Source organism: Curvibacter sp. Hmag1.1 (assembly GCF_059769165.1).
In genome coordinates this window covers 2,346,809-2,370,419 of the sequence record NZ_JBMBGX010000002.1, presented here as the reverse complement: position 1 = coordinate 2,370,419, position 23,611 = coordinate 2,346,809, and the positions used below count along the sequence as shown (strand labels likewise).

At 61.6% G+C, this 23,611-nt stretch carries 26 protein-coding genes and 1 pseudogene; 15 read left to right on the top strand and 12 right to left on the bottom strand.

What is annotated here, in order from left to right; all coding sequences use genetic code 11:
- Positions 1–13: 13 nt before the first annotated feature.
- The 3 genes from ACOAP0_RS11815 to ACOAP0_RS11805 form a co-directional block, all read right to left on the bottom strand.
- On the bottom strand, positions 14–973 hold the full coding sequence (locus ACOAP0_RS11815) for an AraC family transcriptional regulator (RefSeq protein ID WP_498376556.1): 960 nt from the start codon (positions 971–973) through the stop codon (positions 14–16).
- Positions 974–1,053: 80 nt separating this feature from the next.
- The gene (locus ACOAP0_RS11810) at positions 1,054–1,398 is read right to left on the bottom strand and encodes a hypothetical protein (protein WP_498376555.1); all 345 of its coding nucleotides are present in this window, start codon (positions 1,396–1,398) and stop codon (positions 1,054–1,056) included.
- Positions 1,399–1,506: 108 nt separating this feature from the next.
- Positions 1,507–1,971 carry a CYTH domain-containing protein gene (locus ACOAP0_RS11805; RefSeq protein ID WP_498376554.1) on the bottom strand — a complete coding sequence of 155 codons (465 nt, stop codon included), beginning with the start codon at positions 1,969–1,971 and terminating at the stop codon, positions 1,507–1,509.
- Between the two features lie 49 nt (positions 1,972–2,020).
- On the opposite strand from ACOAP0_RS11805, the gene ACOAP0_RS11800 reads away from it, so the two are divergent.
- Complete coding sequence (locus ACOAP0_RS11800) at positions 2,021–2,254, top strand: cysteine-rich CWC family protein (RefSeq protein WP_498376553.1); 234 nt, start codon at positions 2,021–2,023, stop codon at positions 2,252–2,254.
- On the opposite strand, the gene ACOAP0_RS11795 is transcribed toward ACOAP0_RS11800, so the two are convergent.
- Entirely contained in the window at positions 2,223–2,549 is a 327-nt protein-coding gene (locus ACOAP0_RS11795) for a hypothetical protein (RefSeq protein WP_481874853.1), read from the bottom strand. The genes ACOAP0_RS11800 and ACOAP0_RS11795 overlap by 32 nt on opposite strands.
- A gap of 85 nt (positions 2,550–2,634) precedes the next feature.
- On the opposite strand from ACOAP0_RS11795, the gene ACOAP0_RS11790 reads away from it, so the two are divergent.
- Genes ACOAP0_RS11790 through ACOAP0_RS11775 form a run of 4 tightly spaced genes read left to right on the top strand, consistent with a single transcriptional unit; the run spans position 2,635 to position 6,644 of the window.
- Positions 2,635–4,128, top strand: a complete 1,494-nt coding sequence (locus ACOAP0_RS11790) for an AMP nucleosidase (RefSeq protein ID WP_498376551.1) — start codon at positions 2,635–2,637, stop codon at positions 4,126–4,128.
- Entirely contained in the window at positions 4,128–5,060 is a 933-nt protein-coding gene (locus ACOAP0_RS11785; protein ID WP_498376550.1) for an ATP-binding cassette domain-containing protein, read from the top strand. The genes ACOAP0_RS11790 and ACOAP0_RS11785 overlap by 1 nt, the downstream gene beginning before the upstream one ends.
- 1 nt (position 5,061) lies before the next feature.
- Positions 5,062–5,889 carry an ABC transporter permease gene (locus tag ACOAP0_RS11780; protein WP_498376549.1) on the top strand — a complete coding sequence of 276 codons (828 nt, stop codon included), beginning with the start codon at positions 5,062–5,064 and terminating at the stop codon, positions 5,887–5,889.
- Between the two features lie 2 nt (positions 5,890–5,891).
- Entirely contained in the window at positions 5,892–6,644 is a 753-nt protein-coding gene (locus ACOAP0_RS11775) for a substrate-binding periplasmic protein (RefSeq protein WP_498376548.1), read from the top strand.
- A gap of 24 nt (positions 6,645–6,668) precedes the next feature.
- Here ACOAP0_RS11775 and ACOAP0_RS11770 read toward each other — a convergent pair whose 3' ends face one another.
- On the bottom strand, positions 6,669–8,270 hold the full coding sequence (locus ACOAP0_RS11770; protein ID WP_498376547.1) for a GMC family oxidoreductase: 1,602 nt from the start codon (positions 8,268–8,270) through the stop codon (positions 6,669–6,671).
- Between the two features lie 146 nt (positions 8,271–8,416).
- On the opposite strand from ACOAP0_RS11770, the gene ACOAP0_RS11765 reads away from it, so the two are divergent.
- Both ACOAP0_RS11765 and ACOAP0_RS11760 read left to right on the top strand, forming a co-directional pair.
- The gene (locus ACOAP0_RS11765; RefSeq protein ID WP_498376546.1) at positions 8,417–8,881 is read left to right on the top strand and encodes a MarR family winged helix-turn-helix transcriptional regulator; all 465 of its coding nucleotides are present in this window, start codon (positions 8,417–8,419) and stop codon (positions 8,879–8,881) included.
- A gap of 51 nt (positions 8,882–8,932) precedes the next feature.
- Entirely contained in the window at positions 8,933–9,361 is a 429-nt protein-coding gene (locus ACOAP0_RS11760) for an organic hydroperoxide resistance protein (protein WP_498376545.1), read from the top strand.
- Between the two features lie 54 nt (positions 9,362–9,415).
- On the opposite strand, the gene ACOAP0_RS11755 is transcribed toward ACOAP0_RS11760, so the two are convergent.
- Positions 9,416–9,841: a potassium channel family protein gene (locus tag ACOAP0_RS11755; protein ID WP_498376544.1), complete on the bottom strand. Its 426-nt coding sequence runs from the start codon at positions 9,839–9,841 to the stop codon at positions 9,416–9,418.
- A gap of 136 nt (positions 9,842–9,977) precedes the next feature.
- On the opposite strand from ACOAP0_RS11755, the gene ACOAP0_RS11750 reads away from it, so the two are divergent.
- The 3 genes and pseudogenes from ACOAP0_RS11750 to ACOAP0_RS11740 all read left to right on the top strand — a co-directional run bounded on the left by ACOAP0_RS11750 (position 9,978) and on the right by ACOAP0_RS11740 (position 13,519).
- A complete protein-coding gene (locus ACOAP0_RS11750) occupies positions 9,978–10,727 on the top strand; it encodes a metallophosphoesterase family protein (protein ID WP_498376543.1) in 750 nt (249 codons plus the stop codon).
- Positions 10,724–12,139 (top strand): annotated as a pseudogene (locus ACOAP0_RS11745) (protein kinase domain-containing protein); the annotation flags it as partial. The gene ACOAP0_RS11750 and the pseudogene ACOAP0_RS11745, both read left to right, overlap by 4 nt.
- 261 nt (positions 12,140–12,400) lie before the next feature.
- On the top strand, positions 12,401–13,519 hold the full coding sequence (locus ACOAP0_RS11740; protein ID WP_498377774.1) for an S-(hydroxymethyl)glutathione dehydrogenase/class III alcohol dehydrogenase: 1,119 nt from the start codon (positions 12,401–12,403) through the stop codon (positions 13,517–13,519).
- Positions 13,520–13,526: 7 nt separating this feature from the next.
- Here the strand turns inward: ACOAP0_RS11740 and ACOAP0_RS11735 are convergent, their stop codons facing one another.
- Positions 13,527–14,531, bottom strand: coding sequence for a GlxA family transcriptional regulator (locus tag ACOAP0_RS11735; RefSeq protein ID WP_498376542.1), 1,005 nt, complete (start codon positions 14,529–14,531; stop codon positions 13,527–13,529).
- 65 nt (positions 14,532–14,596) lie between these two features.
- Between ACOAP0_RS11735 and ACOAP0_RS11730 the strand changes: the two genes are divergently transcribed.
- Both ACOAP0_RS11730 and ACOAP0_RS11725 read left to right on the top strand, forming a co-directional pair.
- Positions 14,597–15,727 carry a serine/threonine protein kinase gene (locus ACOAP0_RS11730; protein WP_498391413.1) on the top strand — a complete coding sequence of 377 codons (1,131 nt, stop codon included), beginning with the start codon at positions 14,597–14,599 and terminating at the stop codon, positions 15,725–15,727.
- Positions 15,728–15,782: 55 nt separating this feature from the next.
- Positions 15,783–16,460, top strand: coding sequence for a phosphatase PAP2 family protein (locus ACOAP0_RS11725; RefSeq protein ID WP_498376540.1), 678 nt, complete (start codon positions 15,783–15,785; stop codon positions 16,458–16,460).
- A gap of 5 nt (positions 16,461–16,465) precedes the next feature.
- On the opposite strand, the gene ACOAP0_RS11720 is transcribed toward ACOAP0_RS11725, so the two are convergent.
- The gene (locus ACOAP0_RS11720; RefSeq protein ID WP_498376539.1) at positions 16,466–17,323 is read right to left on the bottom strand and encodes an NAD-dependent epimerase/dehydratase family protein; all 858 of its coding nucleotides are present in this window, start codon (positions 17,321–17,323) and stop codon (positions 16,466–16,468) included.
- Positions 17,324–17,367: 44 nt separating this feature from the next.
- Between ACOAP0_RS11720 and ACOAP0_RS11715 the strand changes: the two genes are divergently transcribed.
- On the top strand, positions 17,368–18,186 hold the full coding sequence (locus ACOAP0_RS11715) for a Rossmann-like and DUF2520 domain-containing protein (protein ID WP_498376538.1): 819 nt from the start codon (positions 17,368–17,370) through the stop codon (positions 18,184–18,186).
- 14 nt (positions 18,187–18,200) lie between these two features.
- On the opposite strand, the gene ACOAP0_RS11710 is transcribed toward ACOAP0_RS11715, so the two are convergent.
- The 4 genes from ACOAP0_RS11710 to ACOAP0_RS11695 form a co-directional block, all read right to left on the bottom strand.
- A complete protein-coding gene (locus ACOAP0_RS11710) occupies positions 18,201–18,818 on the bottom strand; it encodes an exopolysaccharide biosynthesis protein (RefSeq protein WP_498376537.1) in 618 nt (205 codons plus the stop codon).
- On the bottom strand, positions 18,815–19,774 hold the full coding sequence (locus ACOAP0_RS11705) for a TerC family protein (protein ID WP_087497356.1): 960 nt from the start codon (positions 19,772–19,774) through the stop codon (positions 18,815–18,817). Before ACOAP0_RS11705 ends, ACOAP0_RS11710 begins: the two co-directional genes overlap by 4 nt.
- A 275-nt stretch (positions 19,775–20,049) precedes the next feature.
- Entirely contained in the window at positions 20,050–20,868 is an 819-nt protein-coding gene (locus ACOAP0_RS11700; protein ID WP_481874839.1) for a phosphatase PAP2 family protein, read from the bottom strand.
- 6 nt (positions 20,869–20,874) lie between these two features.
- A complete protein-coding gene (locus tag ACOAP0_RS11695; RefSeq protein WP_498376536.1) occupies positions 20,875–22,377 on the bottom strand; it encodes an ArnT family glycosyltransferase in 1,503 nt (500 codons plus the stop codon).
- Between the two features lie 38 nt (positions 22,378–22,415).
- Between ACOAP0_RS11695 and ACOAP0_RS11690 the strand changes: the two genes are divergently transcribed.
- A complete protein-coding gene (locus ACOAP0_RS11690) occupies positions 22,416–22,643 on the top strand; it encodes a 4-oxalocrotonate tautomerase (RefSeq protein ID WP_481874875.1) in 228 nt (75 codons plus the stop codon).
- 64 nt (positions 22,644–22,707) lie between these two features.
- Positions 22,708–23,598: a class II glutamine amidotransferase gene (locus tag ACOAP0_RS11685; RefSeq protein WP_498376535.1), complete on the top strand. Its 891-nt coding sequence runs from the start codon at positions 22,708–22,710 to the stop codon at positions 23,596–23,598.
- The last annotated feature ends 13 nt before the right edge of the window (positions 23,599–23,611 follow it).

Below are 23,611 nucleotides of genomic sequence, written 5' to 3'. Positions count from 1 at the left end.
CTCCCCTTCCCGCCTACAAAGGCTGCACCGGAATGCACAGCTCGCACTGCATGACACCCGTCGCAGCGTCATAGCGGGCATCCGGCGGCATGTGTTCGAACAAGGGGCGGCCATCCAACTTCATGCCGCTGGCTGGCAGCCAGTCCCGAAGTAGCTCCGTCCATGCCACAGTCAGTTGCGGCACCGTGCCCTCGAAAGGGGCAATCGCATAGCGACCGCCCGGCAAGGTAGCCATGGACGCCGGGCTACGCGCCACAAAATCATCCGGCACCTGCACCATGGCGTCGTAACGGCAATGCTCGGGGGCGGTGATGTGCGGGTCGTCCAGGCCGCGTCCAAAACTTGAGGCGCCGGGCAACAGCCCCTGCGCAAAACACCAAGGCAGGAAGGTGCCGGTCCAGAACTGGTTGACCGACACACCATATGGCCCGACATGGCGCATATAGGCGACGCGCACGGCGGGCAGGGTGGTGAGTGTGACTTGCATGGAGGAAAAGGACTGAGAGTCAGACATGGCGTCATGGTGCCCGTTGGCGCTGTGCCCTGCCTGATCCAAATTGCTCTCGGCCTGATGCGGCTTGCGCACCCCTCTCAATTCTGCCGCCCAGCGCTGCGGCGTGGCGGCTCGCCATGCAGAGGGCGACTGACCGAAACGCAGCTTGAATGCTCGGGCAAAGGCCTCGCCTGAACCAAATCCCACGCCCAAAGCCACCTCCAGCACGGAGATGCGCGTGTTGCCGGCCAATTGCAAAGCGGCTACTTCCAAGCGTCTGCGGCGCACGTAGTCACCCAAGGTAGCCCCCATCCAAGCCGCAAACAGCCTGTGGAAATGGAACGGTGAGAAGTGCGCCACGTCGGCCAAGGCCGCTAGATCGATGTCGCCATCCAAGTGACTGTCAATGTAGTCCATCACCCGGTTCATGCGCTGGGTGTATTCGGTGCGGGAACGCTGTGCAGCAGAACTGACTTGCATACCTGCCAGTGTAAATTGCTACAAAAACAGGAGCTGCTCGCGCATATTCAATGAGCGCCAGCAGCCTTTTTCACTCTTACTCAGTTCATCGGCTTGGGCTTGCTGGCATTTCCGTTGGCGGGGCCTTGCTGTCCGCCCGGGCCACCCGGGCCGTGCTTGGGCCGGCACGCCAAGGGCTTGCCCTCAGGCGCAAAACAGGTACCGATTTCTGCGCCGCGGGGTGATGTGAAGTTGCACGCGGCTCCCGCTGCCAGAGATTTGCAGGCGGCCAGCGCTTCGGGCGGCGGGCCGCGGTGCTCCTGCGGGCCGCTTTGGCCCTCCGGCGGTTTGGGCGGGGGCTGTTGGGTGGAGTTTTGCTGGGCGAAGGCCAGTCCGCCCCAAGCAAGGGCAGCGAGGCAAGCAAGGGAGAGCAGTTGTGGGCGCATGGTTTTCCTTGGTTTCAGTGTCCTACAAGCCGGCACGCTGACCGGTGCTAAGAATGTGCAATGCAAGTGTGGAGAAAGCATGGAGGCCAGCCCTGCTTTACCGGACTTTTACGCGCCCCATGTGCAGAACGGTTGGGTAGCCAGATTGGAGTTGAAGTAGCGTGCGTCGTGCGTCACCTCTGGGCCCAGCCACGCGGGGGCGTCGAAGGCCTCGTCTTCCGCTGACAACTCCAGCTCCGCCACAACCAAACCGGCGTTGTCGCCGGCAAACTCGTCCACTTCCCAACGGTGACCTGCATGCAGCACGATATAGCGGGTTTTCTCAATAAGCGGACCGTCACACAAAGCCAGCAGAGCCTGCGCATCGTCCATGGGCACCGGATACTCAAACTCAGCCCGGGTCGCCCCGGTGCTTTTGCCCTTGATGGTGAGAAAGGCCGCACCACCCGCAATGCGGATGCGCACGGTGCGCACCTTGTCCCGATTGAGGTAGCCCTGCCGGTACAGCACGCCACTGCCGTTGCGCCAAGCATCGCCCGTCACCAGAAATTTGCGCTCGATTTCCACTGCCAAGGCGTTCTCCTCTGATGTGCGGTTGGGGTCTGGCTACACTGCAAGCTTCATGACTGAAACATCCGCTGCCAACGTCAACCCCGAAGTGTGCCCTGTGTGCGGCCAGGGAAACCGCTGCGCCATGGAAATTGAAAAGTTGACCGGCCAGCCTCAGGGCCCGTGCTGGTGCACCCAAGTGGATTTCAGTGCGGAACTGCTGAGCCGCATCCCCGCGCAGGCGCGGGGCAAAGCATGCATCTGCGAGGGCTGCGCTACTCGATCCGGTGCAGCGCCGTCAGATTGATCAGGGCCGAAATCACTTCCGACTTGAAGCCAACCCGCTTGGTTGCGCCGTCCGAATAGCCGCCATTCAGGATGAGGGTGCGGATGTATTCCACGCAATCCCGGTGGCCCCAGAATTTCTCAATCGCGAGGGCAATACGGATGTGATGCTCCGCAATGATGGCCATTTCGTGGTCAATCTGCGCCTGCAAGGGGCGCTCATTGAGCGGCAGGGGGCGCGTGTCCAAATCCTCGTCCTCCCACTGCAAGGAGGGGAAGCCGGTTTCTGAGAAACGGGAGTCTTTGGGGTCGGTCACCGGGGCGCGCTTGTGTTCTGTTGCCCACACTTTACTCCACGCAGTCCTTCGGTTCACTGACGTATTCCAGCGGCACAATGGGGGCATGACCAGCCTGCCCCCCTTCATCGCCCCCGCCCGCTTTACCGACCCGGCCGCCGCCCTGGCCCAGGTGCATGCCATTTACGACCAGAGCATCAGCCATTTGCGCCAGGCCATGCAGCGCTTTGTGGCCGGTGAAGAATTGGGCGGCCATGTACGCGCCTGCTACCCGCTGGTTCGCATTCACACCGACACCGTGTCGCGCAAGGCTGCGGCCGACATTGCCTGCCTGAGCTACGGCTTTGTGGCCGGCCCCGGCCGTTTCGAGACCACGCTCACGCGGCCCGACCTGTACCACCGCTACTACCTGGAGCAGTTCCGCCTGCTGCTGCAAAACCACGGCGGCGAGATTGAGGTGGCCACCAGCAACCAGCCGATTCCGGTGCACTTTTCGTTCGCTGAGCACGACCATGTGGAGGGCCATATGAGCCCCGAGCGCCGCACCCTGATGCGCGATGTATTCGACCTGCCCGACCTGGCCGCAATGGATGATGGCATTGCCAACGGCACCTACCAGCCCCGCCCGGGCGAGCCCCTGCCGTTGTCGCTTTTCACCGCGCCGCGCATGGACTATTCGCTGCACCGCCTGCGCCACTACACCGGCACCGGGCCGGAGCATTTTCAGAACTTTGTGCTCTTCACCAACTACCAGTTCTATATTGACGAGTTCATCGCGCTGGGCCGCAAAGCCATGCAGGACCCGGACAGCGAATACATCGCCTTTGTGGAGCCGGGCAACATGGTCACCCGCCGGGTGGGCCTGCCTGCCGAGGCGGCAGACGCCCTCGGGAAAGAGCCGCCCCGCCTGCCCCAGATGCCCGGCTACCACCTGGTGCGCGCCGACAACGCCGGCATCACCATGGTGAACATCGGCGTGGGCCCCGCCAACGCCAAAAACATCACCGACCACATTGCCGTGCTGCGCCCGCATGCCTGGATCATGCTGGGCCACTGCGCCGGCCTGCGCAACAGCCAGCAACTGGGCGACTATGTGCTGGCCCATGGCTATGTGCGCGAAGACCATGTGCTGGACGAAGAGCTGCCGCTGTGGGTACCGATTCCAGCCCTCGCAGAAATTCAGGTCGCACTGGAGCAAGCCGTGGCCGATGTGACGCAGGTCAGCGGCAACGCACTCAAAAGCATCATGCGCACCGGCACCGTGGCCAGCACCGATAACCGCAACTGGGAGCTGCTGCCAGACAACCAGCCCCAGCGCCGCTTCAGCCAGAGCCGCGCAGTGGCGCTGGATATGGAAAGCGCCACCATTGCAGCCAATGGCTTTCGCTTCCGGGTACCTTATGGCACTTTGTTATGCGTGAGCGACAAACCACTGCACGGCGAGATCAAACTGCCCGGCATGGCCAACCACTTCTACCGTGAGCGGGTGGACCAGCATTTGCGCATCGGCATCCGCGCCTTGGAGCTGTTGCGTTCTCAGGGTATAGACCAGTTGCACAGCCGCAAGCTGCGCAGTTTTGCGGAAGTGGCATTTCAATAATGACAAGCTCCAACCCCACCTTTTTCCAGGTCGAGCACCTGCGCAAGCGCTACGGCGATGCCGAAGTCGTCAAAGACCTGTCTTTTCACATAGCCCCGGGCGAATGCCTGGGCGTCATCGGCCCCAACGGTGCAGGCAAAACTACCACCATCCGCATGTGCCTGGGCCACACGCTGCCCGACGGCGGCACCATCACGGCCATGGGCTTGCAAATGCCCCATGAGGCCATGGCCATCAAGGCGCAACTTGGCGTCGTCACCCAGTTCGACACCCTGGACCCGGACTTCACCTGCGCGGAGAACCTGCTGGTCTATGGCCGTTACTTCGGTATGAAGGACGCCGCGATCAAGGCCCGCATTCCGCAGCTGTTGGAGTTTGCGGCGCTGACCCACAAAGCCAATGCAAAGCCCGGTGAATTGTCCGGCGGCATGCGGCGGCGCTTGAGCCTGGCCCGCGCACTGGTGAATGACCCCAAGCTGCTGCTGCTCGACGAGCCCACCACCGGGCTGGACCCGCAAGCCCGCCACCTCATGTGGGAGCGGCTACAGGTCTTATTACAACAAGGCAAGTCGATCCTGCTGACCACCCACTTCATGGACGAGGCCGAGCGCTTGTGCAACCGCCTGCTGGTGTTGGACCATGGCAAGAAGATTGCCGAAGGCACCCCACGCGACCTGATTGCTGCCCACCTCGAGCCCGATGTGGTCGAGGTGTTCGGCGTAGGCGCTCAGGCGCTGGTGAACAGCGCCTTGCGCAACTTGGCGGCTCGCGTGGAGGTCAGCGGCGAGACCGTCTTCTTCTACACCCAGGATTCCGCGCCTCTACTGCAGGCGCTTGGGGGGTACCCCCAGTTACGCACCCTGCACCGCCCGGCCAATCTGGAAGACCTGTTTTTGAAATTGACCGGACGCCAGATCCGGGAGGACGCCTGATATGAGCACCCCCACAACCGCCCCACTTCTCAAGCCCCAGAGCATCTGGCGCGCGCCCGAGCTGTCCATGCGCTTTTGGCCAGTGTTTTTGCGCAACCTGCTGGTCTGGCGAAAGCTGGCCATTCCCAGCCTGGTGGGCAATATTGCCGAGCCCTTGATGTGGCTGGTCGCCTTCGGCTACGGCATGGGCGCGCTGGTCGGGCAGATCACGGTGAACGGGCAGCAGGTGCCCTACATCCTGTTTCTGGCCAGCGGCTCCATTTGTATGAGCGCCATGCAGTCGGCCTCGTTTGAGGCCTTGTACTCCGCGTTCAGCCGCATGCATGTACAAAAAACCTGGGACGGCATCATGAATGCCCCCGTGAGCCTGGACAACGTGGTGCTGGCCGAAATGCTGTGGGCGGCTTTCAAGTCGCTGTTCACCGTCACGGCCATCTTGGGCGTGATGTTGGTGCTGGGCATAAGCCATAGCCCCAAGTTGTTGGTGGCCTGGCCCATTTTGTTGGGTGTGGGCATTACCTTCAGTTGCATCGCGCTGATCTTCAACGCGCTGGCCAAAGGCTATGACTTTTTCACCTATTACTTCACACTGTTCCTCACACCCATGATGTTTTTGAGCGGGGTATTTTTCCCGCTTGAGCAACTGCCCTTGGTTGTGCGCATGGTGGCTGACTGGCTGCCCCTGTCCAACGCGGTTGCCTTGGTGCGCCCCTTGTTCATGGACCAGTGGCCTACGGATGCACTACGCCATATCAGTGTATTGGTAGCCTTTGCGGTCGTCTCTTTCTGGGTTGCTTTGGCGCTTACTCGCAAGCGCTTTGCAAAATAGCGATGACACGTTTGCGTCGCCTGTGCCGGGCCATGCTGCCGGGGGTGTTTGCTCTGGGTGCTGGAGCAGTATGGTCTGCAGACCTGCCTCTGGTGACGCTGGATTGGCCACCCTATTCGGGGCACATTTCACAGCAGGGTTTTTTGTCTGTCGTGATCAGACAAGCCTATGCCACGCAAGGGCACACGGTAAGCGTCAAGGTGTACCCGTGGCGACGCGCTATCAAACTGGCGATGGAGGGTCGCGCTTATGGTCCCTTGGGCTTTTATTCGGCGTCCCAATCCGAGTGTGCTGAGGCGAACGGGGTGGTTTCTGATGCCATCGGTAGCTTTCAGTTCGGTTTGGCGCAACGCAAAGGGAGCCAGGCTCCTTGGCGTGACGGGACTGACTTGCACGGCAAGCGCATCGGCGTGGTGGATGGATATGACAATGGTCCGGAGATCAACAGTTTGATAGAGCGCGGACTGGTCACCGCTGACGTCGCGCCCAGCGACCTGTTCAGCCTCAAGAAACTGGAGGCAAAGCGGGTGGACTATGTGTCGATCGACCAGCAGGTGTTCGAGCACCTTGCCGCGAAACACAAGCTAAAGGGCTTGGAAATGTCCAGCCGCAGCACCATGCCCAAGCTCCCGCTTTTTGTGTGCTTTAACCGTACTGCTTATTCCGATTCCATGCGCTTGTCCCTGAATGAGGGGCTCAAGCGGATCAACATACGCAAGCTTGCTCAGGACTATCTGCGCGCCGAGACTCGTTGATTTGACTGTGCATGCGGCACCCTCTCAATGAGTACCGCTGCGGGCTGACTTGATCATGTCCGCCGCCTTTTCCGCAATCATGATGGTCGGAGCATTTGTGTTGCCACTGACGATGCGGGGCATGATGGACGCATCCACCACCCGCAGGCCCTCCATGCCGTGTACCCGCAATTCGTGGTCCACAACATCCAGCTCACCAGGCCCCATGCGGCAACTGCCCACCGGGTGATAGACCGTGTCAGCATAGTCACGGATGAATTGCTCGATGGCCAGGTCGCTGGTCGCGTTGGCCGAGGCGGGCACTTCCCGTCCTCCCAGCTGCGCCATGGCGGGCTGCTGCAAGACATTGCGCATGATGCGAAATCCCCGCATCAGTCGCTCCACATCGTCCCGCACGCCCAAGAAGTTCGGGTCTATGACGGGAGCGGCAAACGGGTCCTTGCTTTCCAGCGTCACACTGCCTCGGCTCAGCGGACGCAATAGGCACACATGGCAGGAATATCCGTGGCCGAACACCGTGCCACGACCGTGGTCCACCAGTTTGGCGATCACAAAGTGGAACTGCAAATCAGGCGTGAGCTCGCAGCTTTGGCTCTTCACAAAACCACCGGCCTCCGCGAAATTGGTGGTCAACAGCCCCGTACGCTGCTTGCGCCACTCCAGGGTGGCACCGATGAGACGCGCAATTCCGCCCGGAGTCACGCCTACGCTTTGGGTGAGCTTGGGCGCATGCACCATTTGCACAATGTCGATGTGGTCATGCAGGTGCTGCCCCACGCCGGGCAGGTCGTGCACCGTCGGAATGCGATGCTCCAGCAATTGCTGATGCGGTCCTATGCCTGACAGCAGCAAGATCTGGGGAGATTGGAATGCACCGGCGCACAGCAATACTTCGCGGCTGGCACGTAGTTGTTTGGTTTCACCTTCGTGCACGAATTCCACGCCGACCGCCCGCTTACGCTCCGTCAGGATGCGGGTGGTATGTGCACCGGTAAACACATGCAAGTTCGGACGACCAAGGTGGGGAGTGAGATAGGCCTTGGCGGCACTGAAGCGCTCACCGTGCTTGTGGGTCACCTGGTACATGCCCACACCTTCTTGAACCGCTCCGTTAAAGTCCGGGTTGTGCTGGTAACCGGCCTCCACCCCGGCGCGAATAAAAGCAGGGCCCAGATCCGTCGGGCTGGTCAGGTCCTGCACATGCAGCGGACCACCTTCTCCATGGAAAGCATCCGCGCCACGGGTGTTGTCTTCCGCCTTCTTGAAATAGGGCAATACCTCGTCATAACTCCAGCCGGGGTTGCCTTCGGAGGCCCAATGGTCATAGTCCTCTTTCTGGCCACGGATGTAGATCATGGCATTCACAGAGCTGGACCCCCCCAGGACTTTGCCTCGAGGTTGGTAGCCCCTGCGCCCATTCAGACCGGCTTGTACGGTGGTATTCAAGGCCCAGTTGGCCTGTCCGTTACGGGCCAGCGCCGCTATTCCGGCCGGACAGTGGATAAGCACGCTCTTGTCGGCCGGCCCGGCCTCCAGCAAGGCAACCTGTATGTCAGGGTCTTCGCTCAGGCGCCCCGCCAACACGCAGCCTGCCGATCCGCCGCCGATGATGATGTAGTCCCACATGTGCTTTGCCCCTTGTACCCGTGTGAGGCTTGACGTTAGCCATTGCGCCGCACGCTGCCAAGACCCGATTTACCCTTGTCCCCGAGGCGACCATGGTTTCTTAAATTAAATTGTGCGCAATTTAATTGCTCGCTATAATTCACTCCATGTCAAGCAAACGCACACTCCCTGCCAACGACGCCGCATTGCGGCTGGACAACCAGCTGTGCTTTGCGCTGTATTCGGCATCGCTAGCGATGACCAAGCTGTACAAGCCCTTGCTGGAAGCCCTGCAACTCACCTACCCCCAATACCTGGTCATGCTGGTGCTGTGGGAAACCGATGGGATGAGCGTCTCTGCGTTGGGGGAGCGCTTGTTCCTCGATTCAGGCACGCTCACCCCCCTGCTCAAACGCATGGAAGCGAGCGGCTTGTTGAGTCGCCAACGCAGCGCGCAGGATGAACGGAAAGTGGAAGTCTTTCTCAGCATCGAAGGCCGTGCCCTGAAAGCGCGCGCCATCAGCATTCCGGCCTGCGTCGTTGCGGCCAGCGCCTGCCCGGTCCCGGAGTTGATGTCACTGACCGGCCAGATCCAAACCCTGCGTGACCGGATTAGCTCCGGGCACAACTAGTTTTTCAATTACCCACCCGCTGCAGACGCAGCATTTTTTGAAGGAAGCACCATGGTCAACAAGATCGAAAAAGTTCTCTACACAGCACACGCCACCTCCACCGGCGGCCGTGACGGTACGACCCGTACCTCCGATGGCCTGCTGGACCTGAAGTTGGCCGTTCCCAAGGAAATGGGCGGCCCCGGTGCCGGCGTGAACCCTGAGCAGTTGTTTGCCTCCGGCTACAGCGCCTGCTTCATCGGCGCAATGAAATTTGTGGCCGGCACCCAGAAGATCGCATTGCCTGCAGACACCAGCATCAACGCGTCGGTGGGCATCGGCCAGATTCCACAGGGCTTCGGCATTGAGGTGGCTCTGGAAGTCAGCATCCCCGGTATGGACAAAGCTGCTGCAGAAGCCCTGGTCGCTAAGGCTCACGAGGTGTGCCCGTACTCCAACGCAACACGCGGCAACATCGAAGTGACCATCACGATCGTCTAATCGCGAATTACTGTGCGGTGCCAAAACACCGTCAGTCAAAGAATCCGGCATGCCCTAAGGTGTGCCGACTTTTTCATTTGGGCCATCTGCCCGCAGGGTGTGAACTTCATCGCGCAAATGACGCACTTCAAGCCGCAAGGCGTGGATCTCGCGTAGCAACTCACTGTCCACCGCACGCTCTTCCACCTCCACCAGCATGGCCGCCACCGAGGCGGTTACCAGCGACAGTACCGCCAGTCCCATCAGTACCACCACGACAGCAAAAAACCGTGAAGCATGTGTACTGGGCACGATATCCCCGTAACCCACCGTGGCGGCGGTCGTGAAAGCGAGCCACAGGCCATCGCTGTAAGTCTCAGCCCGGGGCTCCAAAGCCCAGAAGCCCAATCCGCCTATCCCCAGAATCAGCATGCACAGGCCCAATGAATAGATGAGCCCACGGCGACCGATCACGAGTTTGTGCAGTTTGACTTTGCGCATGGAATCACTTTACGGCCGACATGCAGGGCAGACATTGACCTGCATCAATTGGCCAAGCACCTCCATTCTGCAAACTTGCCGTCAGCCCGGCAAGGCATGATGCAACGATGACGACAAGAACAGAGATGGAGACGGGATGAGATTGGCTTTGTTGTCCGATATTCACGGCAACCTGCAGGCTCTGGATGCCTGCCTGGCTCACGCACGCGCGCAAAAGACGCAGCGCTTCGCTTTTCTGGGGGACATGGTGGGCTACGGTGCGCAACCGGCAGAGGTGTTGGAGCGCATCATGCTGCTCACCGAAGAAGGTGCCGTTGTGCTCAAAGGCAACCATGACGACATGGCCGTAGATCCACCTGCAGTGCCCAAGACCATAGGCGACAGTACCGCCGGCTGGACACACCGGCAACTCAACGACAGCCAACGGAAATGGATAGCCACCCTGCCCCTCACCTACCACATGGACACCGTATTGTTGGTGCATGCCAGCGTGGATGCGCCCGAGCTCTGGCGCTATGTGTACGACGAACGCAGTGCTTCTGAGAGCCTGAATGCCGCCAGTGCCTTTCCGGATGTGCGCTACGTGTTCGGCGGGCATGTGCATTTGCAAACCCTGTATTACCGGGGCACGGACGGACTGATGAAATTCACACCGCAGTCCGGAGTCGCCGTACCCGTACCCAAACACCGGCAGTGGTTGAGTACCGTCGGCTCAGTCGGCCAGCCGCGCGATGGCAAAACGCAGGCCATGTACGCATTGCTCGACACCGAACGCCAACAACTCACCTACCACCGGGTGCCCTACGACCATTTCGCAGCAGCCACCGCGATCCGCCGCGCAGGACTGCCCGAGTTCTTCGCCCAGCGTTTGGAGGAAGGGCGATGAAACTGCTGGAGCCCGGCGAAGTACTGGATGGCTTTCTCGTCAAGGCCTGCATCCACTCCGGCGGCATGGCCCACATTTACCAGGTGGTGTATGCCGATGGCCGGCCGGGCCCTGGTTTCGAGATGGCGATGAAAGTGCCCCGCATGACCGCGGGGGATGGGGCTGAGAACATCGTCAGTTTCGAAGTGGAGTGTCAGATCATGCAGGCTCTGAGCGGGCCGCACACACCGCGATTTGTGGCGGCCGGCGACCTTCTGCATGTGCCCTACCTGGTGATGGAATATGTGCAAGGGCGCACGCTGCAGCACTGGCTGGACGCGCCCCAACCTTTGGACATTGCTGAGGTCACCCGTCTCGGAGCAGCAGTGGCGCGGGCGGCCCATGCACTGCACCAGCAGAACACCGTGCACCTGGATCTCAAACCCGCCAATGTACTCATCCGCGAGGATGGCAGTGCCGTCCTGCTGGACTTCGGCCTGTCCTGCCACGCACACTTTCCGGATCTGCTGGCCGAGCAATTGCGCAAGGCGGTGGGCTCACCGGCATGGATCGCCCCGGAGCAGGTGGTGGGCGTTCGGGGCGACCCGCGCAGCGATGTATTCGCCATCGGGGTCATGCTCTACCAACTATGCACCGAAGAGTTGCCCTTCGGCGAGCCACAAACCAGCGCCGGCTTGCGCCAGCGCCTGTGGATGGACCCGGTACCGCCACGCAAACGCCGCTCGGACGTGCCCGCATGGCTGCAAGAGGTGGTGCTGCGCTGCCTGGAACCCGAAGCCGCCAAGCGCTACCCTTCGGCCGCCCACCTGGCCTTTGATCTTTCGCACCCTACGCAAGTGCATGTCACGCGCCGGGGCACCAACGTGGAAGGAACGTCCTTCAGCACCCACTTCAAACGCTGGATCAAGGCAGCGGGCATGCACTACCAGCCCAGCCCGTTGCCGGCTCAGCAGGTGGATGAAGTACCCATCGTCATGGTGGCAGTCCCCCACAAAGACGCGACTGACGCCACCCTCTACAGCCTGCGGCAGGCCGTAGCCCGATCACTGGGCACACGGCCCGGTGCGCGGCTTGCCTGTGTTACGGTCATCTCCGGCAGTCAAACCAGCGCCTCTGACGAAGACCGCAGCGAAACACAGGTGCACCGCCGCTACCTGAACACCTTGCGCCAGTGGGCGCAGCCGCTGGATTACCCGGGCCACCAGATTTCTTGCCACGTGCTGGAGAGCAGTGACGTCGCCCAAGCGCTGCTCGACTATGCCCGCGGAAACAACGTTAGCGTCATCGTCATGGGCGCTGCTACCCACGGCTTGATGACACAGCGCTTTGTCGCCACCGTTCCCATCAAGGTGGCCATGGAAGCCCCTTGCACCATCATCCTGGTGAAGCAAGCGCTGCCCTTCGAACACCTGGGTGGAAAAGGTGGAGCACATGAGGGGGCGGCTATTCGGACTCCGACTCCGACGCCCACGGTGACAGCCCTTCGGGCTACGGGGACGACCTCGGCCCGCTGGGCTGAAGACGTCAGGGCGGCCAAATTGCTGTCCGGGCCGGACAAGCAGCACGGTCAAAGCGCCCGCATTCTGTGCAACTGCCTGAATGCCCCTACCATCGGGACAGCCCGCCGCGCGCTCACGCGCGCATGTGCATTCCCTACCCACTCCGAGACACTCATGCAAACACGTGCCGCCGTCGCCTGGAAAGCAGGCCAACCCCTGACCATTGAAACCGTAGACCTGCAAGGCCCCAAGTTCGGCGAAGTGCTCGTCGAAATCAAGGCCACCGGCATCTGCCACACCGACTACTACACCCTGAGCGGTGCCGACCCTGAAGGCATCTTCCCCGCCATCCTGGGCCACGAAGGCGCCGGCATTGTGGTGGACGTAGGCCCCGGTGTAACCAGCCTCAAAAAGGGTGACCATGTCATCCCGCTCTACACCCCCGAATGCCGCCAGTGCAAGTTCTGCTTGAGCCGCAAGACCAACCTATGCCAGCTGATTCGCGGTACCCAGGGCAAGGGTCTGATGCCCGATGCCACCAGCCGCTTCAGCCTGAATGGCGAGCCCATCTTTCACTACATGGGTACCAGCACCTTCAGCAACTACACCGTAGCGCCTGAAATCAGCTTGGCCAAAATCCGTGACGACGCTCCCTTTGACAAGGTTTGCTACATCGGCTGCGGCGTGACCACCGGTATCGGTGCAGTGATCTTTACCGCCAAGGTGGAAGCCGGTGCCAACGCGGTCGTGTTCGGCCTGGGCGGCATCGGCCTGAACGTGATCCAGGGCTTGAAGATGGTGGGCGCGGACAAGATCATCGGTGTGGACCTGAACCCTGCCCGCGAGGCCATGGCCCGCAGCTTTGGCATGACCCACTTCCTGAACCCCAAGGACATTGAGGCCGCTGGCGGCAACATCGTGGACGCGATTGTGCAGCTCACCGACGGCGGCGCCGATTACAGCTTCGAGTGCATCGGCAACACCAAGGTCATGCGCCAGGCGCTGGAGTGCACCCACAAGGGCCGGGGTCAGAGCATCATCATCGGCGTGGCCGAAGCCGAAGCCGAAATCTCTACCCGCCCCTTCCAGTTGGTCACCGGCCGGGAATGGAAGGGCTCTGCCTTTGGTGGCGCACGCGGCCGCACAGATGTGCCCAACATCGTGGACTGGTACATGGAAGGCAAGATCAACATCGACAGCCTGATCACCCACACCATGCCCCTGGAAGACATCAACAAGGGCTTCGACCTGATGAAGCGCGGCGAATCGATCCGCGGCGTGGTGATTTACTAATGCCCGCTCATGCAGATGCCGGGAGTGCGCTGGCAAAGCGCTCCCGGTAGGCTTGGGGGCTCACCCCCAAGTGCTTGAGGAACAACTTGCGCAAAGGCTGTTCCGAAGCGAAGCCAACGCGCGCGGCAATCGTCTTGAGCGGCAAGTCGCCCTCTTCCAGCATGCGTCTGGCGGCCTCCAATCGGGCTGCCTCAATGAATTGCACAGGGCTGCTGCCCACTTCTTTGGCAAACACCCTTCTGAAGTTGCGCTCGCTCATGGCGGCGCGGGCTGCCAGCGCCGCGACATCCAAGGGTTGGGAAAGATGCGAGAGCACCCAGTCCTGCGCATCGCGGATGCCGGCATGACCGGTACTCTGGCTGGTGAGGTGCACGCTGAACTGCGACTGGCCACCGGGGCGCTTGAGGTAAACCACCAGATCGCGCGCAACTTGCAGCGCCAGACTGCGGCCATGGTCTTCCTCCACCAAAGCCAGCGCCAGATCAATGCCGGCGGTCACACCGGCGGAGGTCCAGATACGGCCTTGACGCAGGTAGATGGCATCGGCCTGTACATCCACCGCCGGAAAGCGCTCTTGCAACAGGGACGCCACACTCCAGTGGGTGGTGGCCAACAGGCCGTCCAGCACGCCGGCTTTGGCAAGGAAGAAGCACCCGGAACACAAGGCCACAAGACGCTCCAGGCGCGGCGCCACCGCGGCGGTCCACGCCACGAGTGCGGGATTGGCTTCCAGCGCCTGTTCGATGCCGCGCGCCCCGACGATCAGGGCGGTGTGGGGCAGATCGTCCTCACGCAGCGCCTGCGCGTCCAGCTGCATGTGCATGTCGGAGGCCACGGGGCCTGATGCGCTGGACACGATGCGCAGCACATACCCGGCCGGGCGCCCTTGTTGCACCAGGTGGATGTTGGCGTACTCGAAGACGCTCATGGCGCCTATGGCCTCGATGCCTTTGAATCCGGGGTAGACCAAGACGTCGACCCGCTTGGGCGCATGGGGTGGCAGAGATTGCATGGCGGCATTGTCACACCGCTGGCCGTGTCGCCGCGCCCGATGGGCAGGAGGACGACAATAGCCCCATGCACAGCACCGCGGGCTCCGCCCTCCACCCCTTTGAATCCCTCACTCCCGACCTGGTGCTTGACGCGCTGGACAGCGTGGGCCTGCGAGGCGACGGGCGCCTGACCGCTCTCTCGTCCTACGAGAACCGCGTCTACCAAATGCAGCTGGAAGACGGTGCCCCGGTGGTCGCCAAGTTCTACCGCCCTGAGCGCTGGAGCGATACCCAGATCCAGGAAGAGCACGACTTTGCGGCGGAACTGATGGCAGCCGAAATTCCTGTGGTCGGGCCGCTGATGCTCAACGGCCAATTCGCCGCCGGGCCGCCCCAAGGCGAATTCGCCCCCTCGGGGGGCAGCGACCCGCGCAGCGGTGGAGCGTGGGGGCCACGTTCTCTTCACCACTTCGGCGGCTTTGCCTTCTCGGTGAGCCCCCGCCGTGGTGGCCGCCCGCCCGAGCTGGACGATGGCGAGGTGCTGGAATGGATTGGCCGCTTTCTGGCGCGCATCCATGCCGTGGGTGCCAAGCGCCCGTTTGTGCACCGCCCGGCCTTGGATGTGCAGACCTTCGCCATCGAGCCCATGAAGTGGCTTCTGGCGAACCAGATGGTGCCGCTGGATGTGCAAACCCTGTGGAGTGAGCGCTGCCAGCAAGCTATAGATTTAATAGCTGCTCGCGCAGATATGGCGGGCGCTACAGGCCAAAATAACTCCAATACCAGCGGTATACGCCAGCTGCGCCTGCACGGTGACTGCCACCCCGGCAACATCCTATGGACGCCGACCGACGTGGCCGTCAGCGCGGGCCCCGGCCCGCATTTTGTGGACCTGGACGACGCCCGCACCGGCCCTGCGGTGCAAGACCTCTGGATGTTGCTCAGCGGCGACCGGCAGCAACAAACCCGCCAGCTCGGCATGCTGGTGGACGGCTACGAGCAATTCCGAGAGTTCGACCGGGCCGAGCTGGCGTTGATCGAGCCGCTGCGCACATTGCGCCTGATCCACTACAGCGCGTGGTTGGCCCGGCGCTGGAGCGACCCGACCTTTCCAGCCAACTTCCCGTGGTTCGGTAGCAGCGACTACTGGAAGGGCCAGATCCAGATGTTGGAAGACCAGATCGAAGCCATGGACCAGGACCCGTTGATCGTCTGACAGCGCTTCGCCGCGGGCTACACTGGCGCCTACTATTGCACCGCAGCATTTATCCATGTCCGACGCCTTGCCCCTGAGCACCCAAGCCTGGTGGGTCATCACCCACATGGGGGCATCGAGCCTGCTGCTGCCCGCCTTGGTGTTGGTATTGGGGGGGTTATGGGAAAGCGGTGCCCAAGCAGTGGCACGCGCCTACCTGATGCGCATCGTGCTGGCCGTAACGATCACAGTCATCAGCAAGTGCCTGTTCTTCGGCTGGGGCATAGGCATTGCGGCGCTGGACTTCACCGGCATCAGCGGGCACACCCTGTTGGCCACCAGCATCTTGCCGTTGTTGCTACGGGGGGTTCCTTGGCCGGCCATGCAAGCGAGTGGCGCAGGCGCGGCCATGGGCTGGGCGCTGGCTTTGGCGGTGGGCATTTCACGGGTGATGGTAAACGCACACAGCGTGAGCGAAGTGCTTGCCGGTTGGGTACTGGGGGCAGCTGTGAGTTGGCCGACTTTGCGTGAATTGGGTTCACGACCGCTAACCCACTGGGCCAGCAAGTTCGCGCCCCTGATCCTGCTGCTGGCCTTGCATGGCAATAGCGCGACCTTGCTGCCCACGCATGAGATCGAGGTGCGACTGGCACTCTGGGTTTCGGGGCAAGGCAAACCATTCGTGCGGCACCACCTGCATGCCCGTCACCCGGCCGCAGCACCAACGCCGCCTGCGGTGGGCGGTGCGCCCTAGATCGACTAACTGCCCAATACTTCCTGCACGCCATAAAGCGGCTTGTAGCCCAACAGGCGTGCCGCCTTCGCGTGCGAAATCAGTGGCGCCGTGCCAGCAAAGTCCGGGGCGAACTGCGTGACCTCCGGCCAGAACTCTGCCATCAATTCGCGACCATCGCGGCCCGTCCAGTTGTGCGGTCCGGTGATGAAAAAGGCTTCGTGTTTGTGTTCCAGATCAACTTCCAGCGCAAGGCGGTGCGCCGTGGCCACATCGCGCGCATCCACAAAGGTCCAGATGTTTTTGTACCAGTTGGGATATTCGGCAACCAGCGAGCGATAGAAGGGGCGCTGCGCTTCGTCCGGCAGCCATACCCAGGGCATGCGCAAACACACGGTACGCATGCCATAGCGCTCGGTGTAGGTCTTGCAGATTTGTTCGCTCACCACTTTGCTCAGGCCGTAGGGGTCCTGCGGGCGGGCCGGGTGGGCCTCGTCCACCGGGATGTACAGGGGCGCCAGCCGGTGCGCGGCAAAGGCAAAGCCCATGGTCGATTCGCTGGAAGTGAACACCACTTTGGCAATGCCATGCTGGGCGGCGGCTTCCAGCACGTTGAAGGAGCCGTTCACGTTCACGTCAAACACCCGCTTGGCGGGATCGTTGAGCGGGTGCGGAATGCCGGCCACATGCATGACGGCGTCATAACCGGCCATGGCCTGCAGCACCGCATCCAGCTGCAGCACGTCCACAGCATGGTGCGTCACGTCGCTGCGGGCGGGGGCTGCCAGATCGAGCACGCCCACGGTGTATCCGTGCTGCACCAGATCGTCCACAATGTATTTGCCGACGGCACCGGTGCCGCCTGTAACCAGAATTTTTTTCATGGCGCCATGGTAGCGGCGCCCACCGTTCCCGGAGTGAAGCGCGCGTGACAACCCTGAACCTGATTGGTGCCGGCCGGGTAGGCCGCACATTGGCCACCTTGTGGGCACGGCATGGCGTGTTCGAGATTCAGGACGTGCTGACCAGCAGCCTGGAGAGTGCGCAAGAAGCCTGCACCGCGATAGGTTCAGGCACTGCAGTGGCCCGCATGCAAGCCATGCGCCCCGCCGATGTGTGGATGTTGGCGGTGCAGGACGCACGGATCGCAGATGTCGCCCATGTACTGGCTGCCACACGAGTATCCGGAGCTTCCCGCCCAATCGTCTTTCACTGCAGCGGCGCCCAGAACGCCGGCAGCTTGCAGCCCTTGGCCGACCTGGGTTGGCGTACGGCCAGCGCGCACTGCATCCTGAGTTTTGCCAACGTAGCGGCGGCGGTGCAGCAGTTTGCTGGCACAGCATGCGCACTCGAGGGCGAGGCGACTGCCTGCGCTGTGTTGGAGCCTGCCTTCCAAACCATTGGCGGCCAGTGCTTCCGGGTGGCCGGTGAAGACAAGGTGCTGTACCACGCAGCAGCGGTATTTGCGACCAACTTTCTGCCGGTGTTGCAGTCCGTCGCGGAAGCTGCGTGGACCCGCACCGGTGTGCCCACGCGCTTGCTGCCTCAACTGCGCGCCAACCTGCTGCGAAACGCGGTCGACAACATCACGCGCCTGGGGCCAGCCGGTGCCTTGACAGGACCGGCCGCGCGGGGCGATGTGGCCGCGATTGAGCGGCAAGCCGCCGTGGTGCAGACATGGGATGCGCCCAGTGGCGATGCCTACCGGGCCCTCAGCACCTTGGCACTGAGGTTGGCTGGGCACTGAAATTCTGCAGCGTCTTACTGTGGGCGCAGAGGCCAGGCGGCCCACAGCTCTGGCGCCCAGTGAGCAGCACCGCCTGCCAGACCGGCCAATACCGTAACCAGCGCCAAACCCACGAGGACACCGGTCAACATCGCCAGTCCGTCCTCAAACACGAGCCCCAGTCCGATGAGCAGCAAGGCCGCTGCCGGCACCACATTACCGAACGGAATCGGCAGAAAAATGATCAGCGCCATGGCGGCCACAAAGGGCGCAAGCCAGACGCGGTGGCCGGGCTGCATCCACCAACGTTGGCGGGTTCGCATGACACGGGAGGCTTTTTCGTACAACCAAGCAAGGGTGTTCAGTGCCCGGCGCGCCATGGGTGGCGAGAGCTGAAAGCGCCCCACCTTGCGCGGCATGACCAAGCGCGGGTAGTAGCGCCAGATCATCCACGCCACCATCGCCATGCCCATGGACATGAAAACGCCGGCACCCGGTACCGGCAGCAGGCAAGGCACGGACAGCACCACCAGCAAGGCCCCCGGCCCCGCCCGCCCATGCAGGCGGAACAGTTGCTGCAGGCTCAGGGGTTGATCCTGCAGCGCTGCCGCTGCGGCCCGCAGGCGGTCGGCCTGCGTGTGGTGATCACTCATGCGCGCTCTTCCACCTTGCTGGTGCGAACGCTCAACCACATGGTGACGGCCAGAATGCCCACCACCACACCCAGGGATGCACCCACGGGGATCTTGTAGATATCGATCAGGCACATCTTGGTACCAATGAACACCAGAATGACGGCCAGACCGTAATTCAACAAGTGGAACTTGTTCGCCACCGCAGCCAGCAGGAAGTACATGGCACGCAGACCCAGAATCGCAAACACGTTGCTGGTCAGCACAATGAAGGGGTCACTGGTGATCGCGAAAATCGCGGGAATGGAGTCCACCGCAAAGATCACGTCCGTCAGGGCCACCAGGCAGATCACCATGAACAAGGGGGTTGCGATCTTCTTGCCGTTTTCCACGGTCCAGAAATTTTCACCGTCGTAGTTCTTGCTCACGGGCAGGATCTTGCGCAGCAGCTTCAAGGCTGGGTTGTCATCCAGACTGGGTTCCTGGCCTGCAGCCCACCACATCTTCACGCCGGTGAGGATCAGGAAAGCGCCGAACACATACAAAATCCAGTGGAACTCAGCCAACAACCAGCCGCCCACCAGAATCATGATGGTGCGCAACACGATGGCACCGATGATGCCGATCATCAGCACCCGCTTCTGGTAGTGCGTGGGCACCGCGAAGTAGGTGAAGATCAGCAGGAACACAAAGATGTTGTCCACCGCCAGTGACTTCTCGATGAGGTAGCCGGTCAGGAACTCCAGCGACTTGGTGTTGGCGATCTCAGTCGAACCAGTCGTGTCTTTGACAGCCCACCAGAACAAGCCGTTGAACAAGAAGCTCAAGGCAATCCAGATCAGGGACCAGTTAAGCGCCTCTTTGACGCCGATGTCATGGGCGCCCTGCTTTTTGAGGACGACGAAGTCGACGAAGAGTGACACCAGTACGATGCCGATGAAGGTGGCCCATAGCCACAGCGGTGCGATTGTTTGCATATGCAAGACCTCGAAATGGTTGAAACATTCCCTGTAGGTCTTGCGGGAGAGCGCCATGTGGCGCCTCTGCATGTTCCGGCCGGGGCAATGAAACCACCCGCGACGTACTGACGAAACATGCAACCCCGGCACCTGCGCGCCGGGAATGCTACTCCCCTAAAGGTGGGCGGATCATGACAGAAAAAAACGGACTTTCATCAGTAGTCCCATTTTCCAAAGGGGCATTAGCTATGAAATCGATAGCTACTCGCGCTTATTCAGCCTGCGCTAGCAGCCTATTTCTTTTGAAACGTCGATGCGAGCAATCGCCAGAGGTAAACCAGCAAACTGGTGACTGCCACCACGGTGAGCACCATCTGAGTCCTATGGTTTTCCGCAAAATCAAGATCCTCGGTGACCAAATGAAAGATGGACAAGGCCACCAACACCGCTGCGATGCGCACACCCCATGCCGTAGGCGCAAACTGCGTTGAAGGCAAGCGGATCCAAATTTGGTGCCCCAGCAAACCTGCGAGCAGGCCCAGACTGGCGCCCACCGCCACATCACCCGGCCAATGGGCACCCACTGCAATGCGGGACAGACCGGTGCCGGCAGCCAACACCAGCAACCACCAGTGGCGCCTGCGTTGGGCCACCGTGAGGGCGTAGTAGATGCCCGAGGCGACAGCAAAAGCCGTCAAGGTATGGCCGGAGGGCATGGACACGTTGTGCAGCAGCTCACCGACCACGCGCATCTGCGCGTTGTCGACTACCGCTGCCGGGCGCGGGCTTTCAATAAAGAACTTGCCGGTGCGCGCGAACAGCACGGCAAAAGGTGCCGCACACAGCCAGGCCACCATCAAGCGGGGAGCGAATACCAGCAGCGGGGCCGTTACCGCCAGCAAACCCCAGCCATTGCCCAGAAGGGACAAGCCGGTCCAGAACTCGGCGGCCAAGGGCGCGCACCACTGGTTGATGGTGATGAAAAGCGTGGGCTCCCACAGCTGCAGCCATAGTGGTGTGCCCAAAACGAAGATCACCAAAGGCCACCACCAGCTGCTGGCGGATACCGGGCTGGCGAGGGCGTGGGGCGTAACGGGACGAGGCATCAACATGGGGTTTCAGGAATTGGGCGGGAGTGTAAGCCGAGGCTGCGGTGCGGCACCGGACCAACCGCGGCAGTCATAGAAGCGGAAGCTCGCCAGGGGCTGACCCCAGTGCTGCACCGGCAGACTCTCCAGCAGGGTACAGGACGCAAAACCATGTGCTCCCACGGGAGCCTCGTAAGCCATATGGGACCAATCAACCAGCAAAGCCCCCTCGCCTGCGGACAAGTCCCCTGCCCACAGTTTGAACTGGGAATCCCCCTCCTCCAGAACGAACACCGGCAAGGGCCGCGCATACCAACCCAGGCGGCTGCCCAGCGTCCAGTTCTGCACGGCGACTCGCGGCAAGCCCTGTTGCTCCGCCAGCGTTTGGGCGCGGGCACCCGCAAGTTCCCAGCCATGCAAATCCGCAAAGGGATTGGGCTGCGGCGCCACAGCAGCATCGCTACCGGCAATGACCGGCCAGCCCGCGCTGCTCATCAGCCCCAGCAAGCAAGCACTTGCCAAGAACTGCAAAGAGACCAAAACCGCTATCACCCTTCGCATGCCTCTGCGCCACGCAAAAGCCAGCCCCCAACCCGCAAAAGGTGCCAGCGCCACCCAAGAGGGTGCCGTCCAGTGCGGTAACGCAGTCCCGCCACCGGACATGTAGGCGAAGATCACAAAGGGGATGACAAACAGCCATAGCAAGGGCCGCAAAGGTGTCGGGGCACTGCGCCAACCCGGCGCCGCGAACAGCAACAGCGGGCCAAAGACCATCAGTTGCGTCAGCAGAAACCGCAACACGTGCGATAACTGCCACGCACTGCCCTTGCCGTGCGCGAGCTGGTAGCTGAATGAAATCCACTGGTTCTGGGCGTTCCAAACAAGCACGGGTGCAATCAGCAGCGCGGCAATGACCAAGCCTAGCCACAACGCAGGCAGACGCAGCACCCGCAACCCTTGGGCACCGACGACGCTTACGGCAATTGCAACCGCAGTGAAGACGGCGGTGTATTTGGCCAAGCCCGACAAGCCCAGCAACACGCCCATCACCACCCAGGGCGCAACGCGGGTGGTAGCTGCGGGCTGCATCAAGGTCCACGTCTGCTGCATCAAGGCCACGGTGAGCGCCATCAACAAGGTATCGGGCAGCAGGCCTATGCCCAGCACATGCAGCAAAGGCGCCAGCGCGAGTGCCGACACCGCAGCCAATGCAGCTTGTGGGGCCATCGCCTGGCCCGCAAAAAACCCCAGCGTCAGTCGGTGCACGCCCCACACCGTGAGTAACCAGCAAACGCCGGGCACCACGCGGAGCACGGCGACCGGCGCGTCCAGGGCAACCAACGGTATCTGCATCCAACCTACCAGAGGCGGATGGTCAAAATAACTCAAGGCCGGGTGGGCGGCGTACAGCAGGTAATGCGCCTCGTCCACGGACAGACCCAGCAGCCCCCCCAGCAAGGCATGCAACACAAACACCAGCAGCAATACACCACGTGCGCGTGCTGACGGGTCGGGAGGGAACAAAAATTGCAAAGGAAGAGTCGGAGGAAAATGGAAACCCCCGCAGTCTAATCTGCACGCCCTATTCCCCCGTCACAAGGAAGACCATGCCCACTTACCACGTCGAAATGTTTGAAGGCCGCTCCCCCGAGCAAAAGAAAAAGCTGGTGGAAGAAGTGACCCGGGTCACGGCCGAAACCCTAGGCTGCTCACCCGAGGCGGTGGACATCATCATCACCGAGGTCAAGCGCGAAAACTGGTCCACCGGCGGGAAGCTCTGGTCAGAGCCGCGCACTTAAGCAAATGAACATTCCATCCGACCTGTCCGGCCCATTCACGCACCCTGCGGAGTAAACTGTTTCCATGTGCCAACTGCTTGGAATGAACAGCCATTTGCCGGCCAGCCTGACGCTGAGCTTCACCGGCTTTTCGCAGCGGGGCGGCTGCACCGACCACCATTCAGATGGTTGGGGCATCGCCTTCTTTGAGAGCGAGGGCGACCAGCCCGGCAAGGCGGCACGGCATTTTGTGGACAAGGAAAGTGCATCGACCTCGCCGATTGCGAAGATGCTCAAGTCTTACCCGATCAAAAGTCATAACGTCGTAGCCCATGTGCGCAAGGCTACCGTGGGCGCCGTCACCCTCGAAAACTGCCACCCGTTTACCCGTGAACTTTGGGGGCGCTACTGGGTCTTCGCCCACAACGGCGACCTGAAAGAATTCAACCCCAGATTGCATGGCAGCTTCAAGCCGGTGGGCAACACCGATAGCGAACTGGCGTTTTGCTGGCTGCTGCAGGAGTTGAACAAATCCCACGTGAGGGTACCGACGGTCGAAGAACTCACGCGCACGCTGGCGGAACTGGTTCCCCAGATTGCAAAGCACGGCACGTTCAACTTTCTGTTGAGCAATGGCCAGGCCCTGTGGGCGCACGCCAGCACCAAGCTCTGCTATGTGCTCCGCCAGCATCCTTTCCCGGAAGTGCAGCTCAAGGACGAAGACATGACCGTCGATCTCTCAGACCTGAATGGTCCCGAGGACCGGCAGGTGATTGTGGTGACAGAACCCCTGACCACCAACGAAGCTTGGGTCGCCATGGAGTCCGGCGAATTGCAGGCCTTCGTAGATGGCATACCGCTCACACGCACCGTATGCAAAGCCACTCTGATTGCAGCTGCCGCGGCAGCTGCGGCACAACGGGAAGCAGCGGAGGCTGCCAAAGCCGCAGCCCTGGCAGCCTCCGCTGCAGGTTAATGGTTAACGGGCT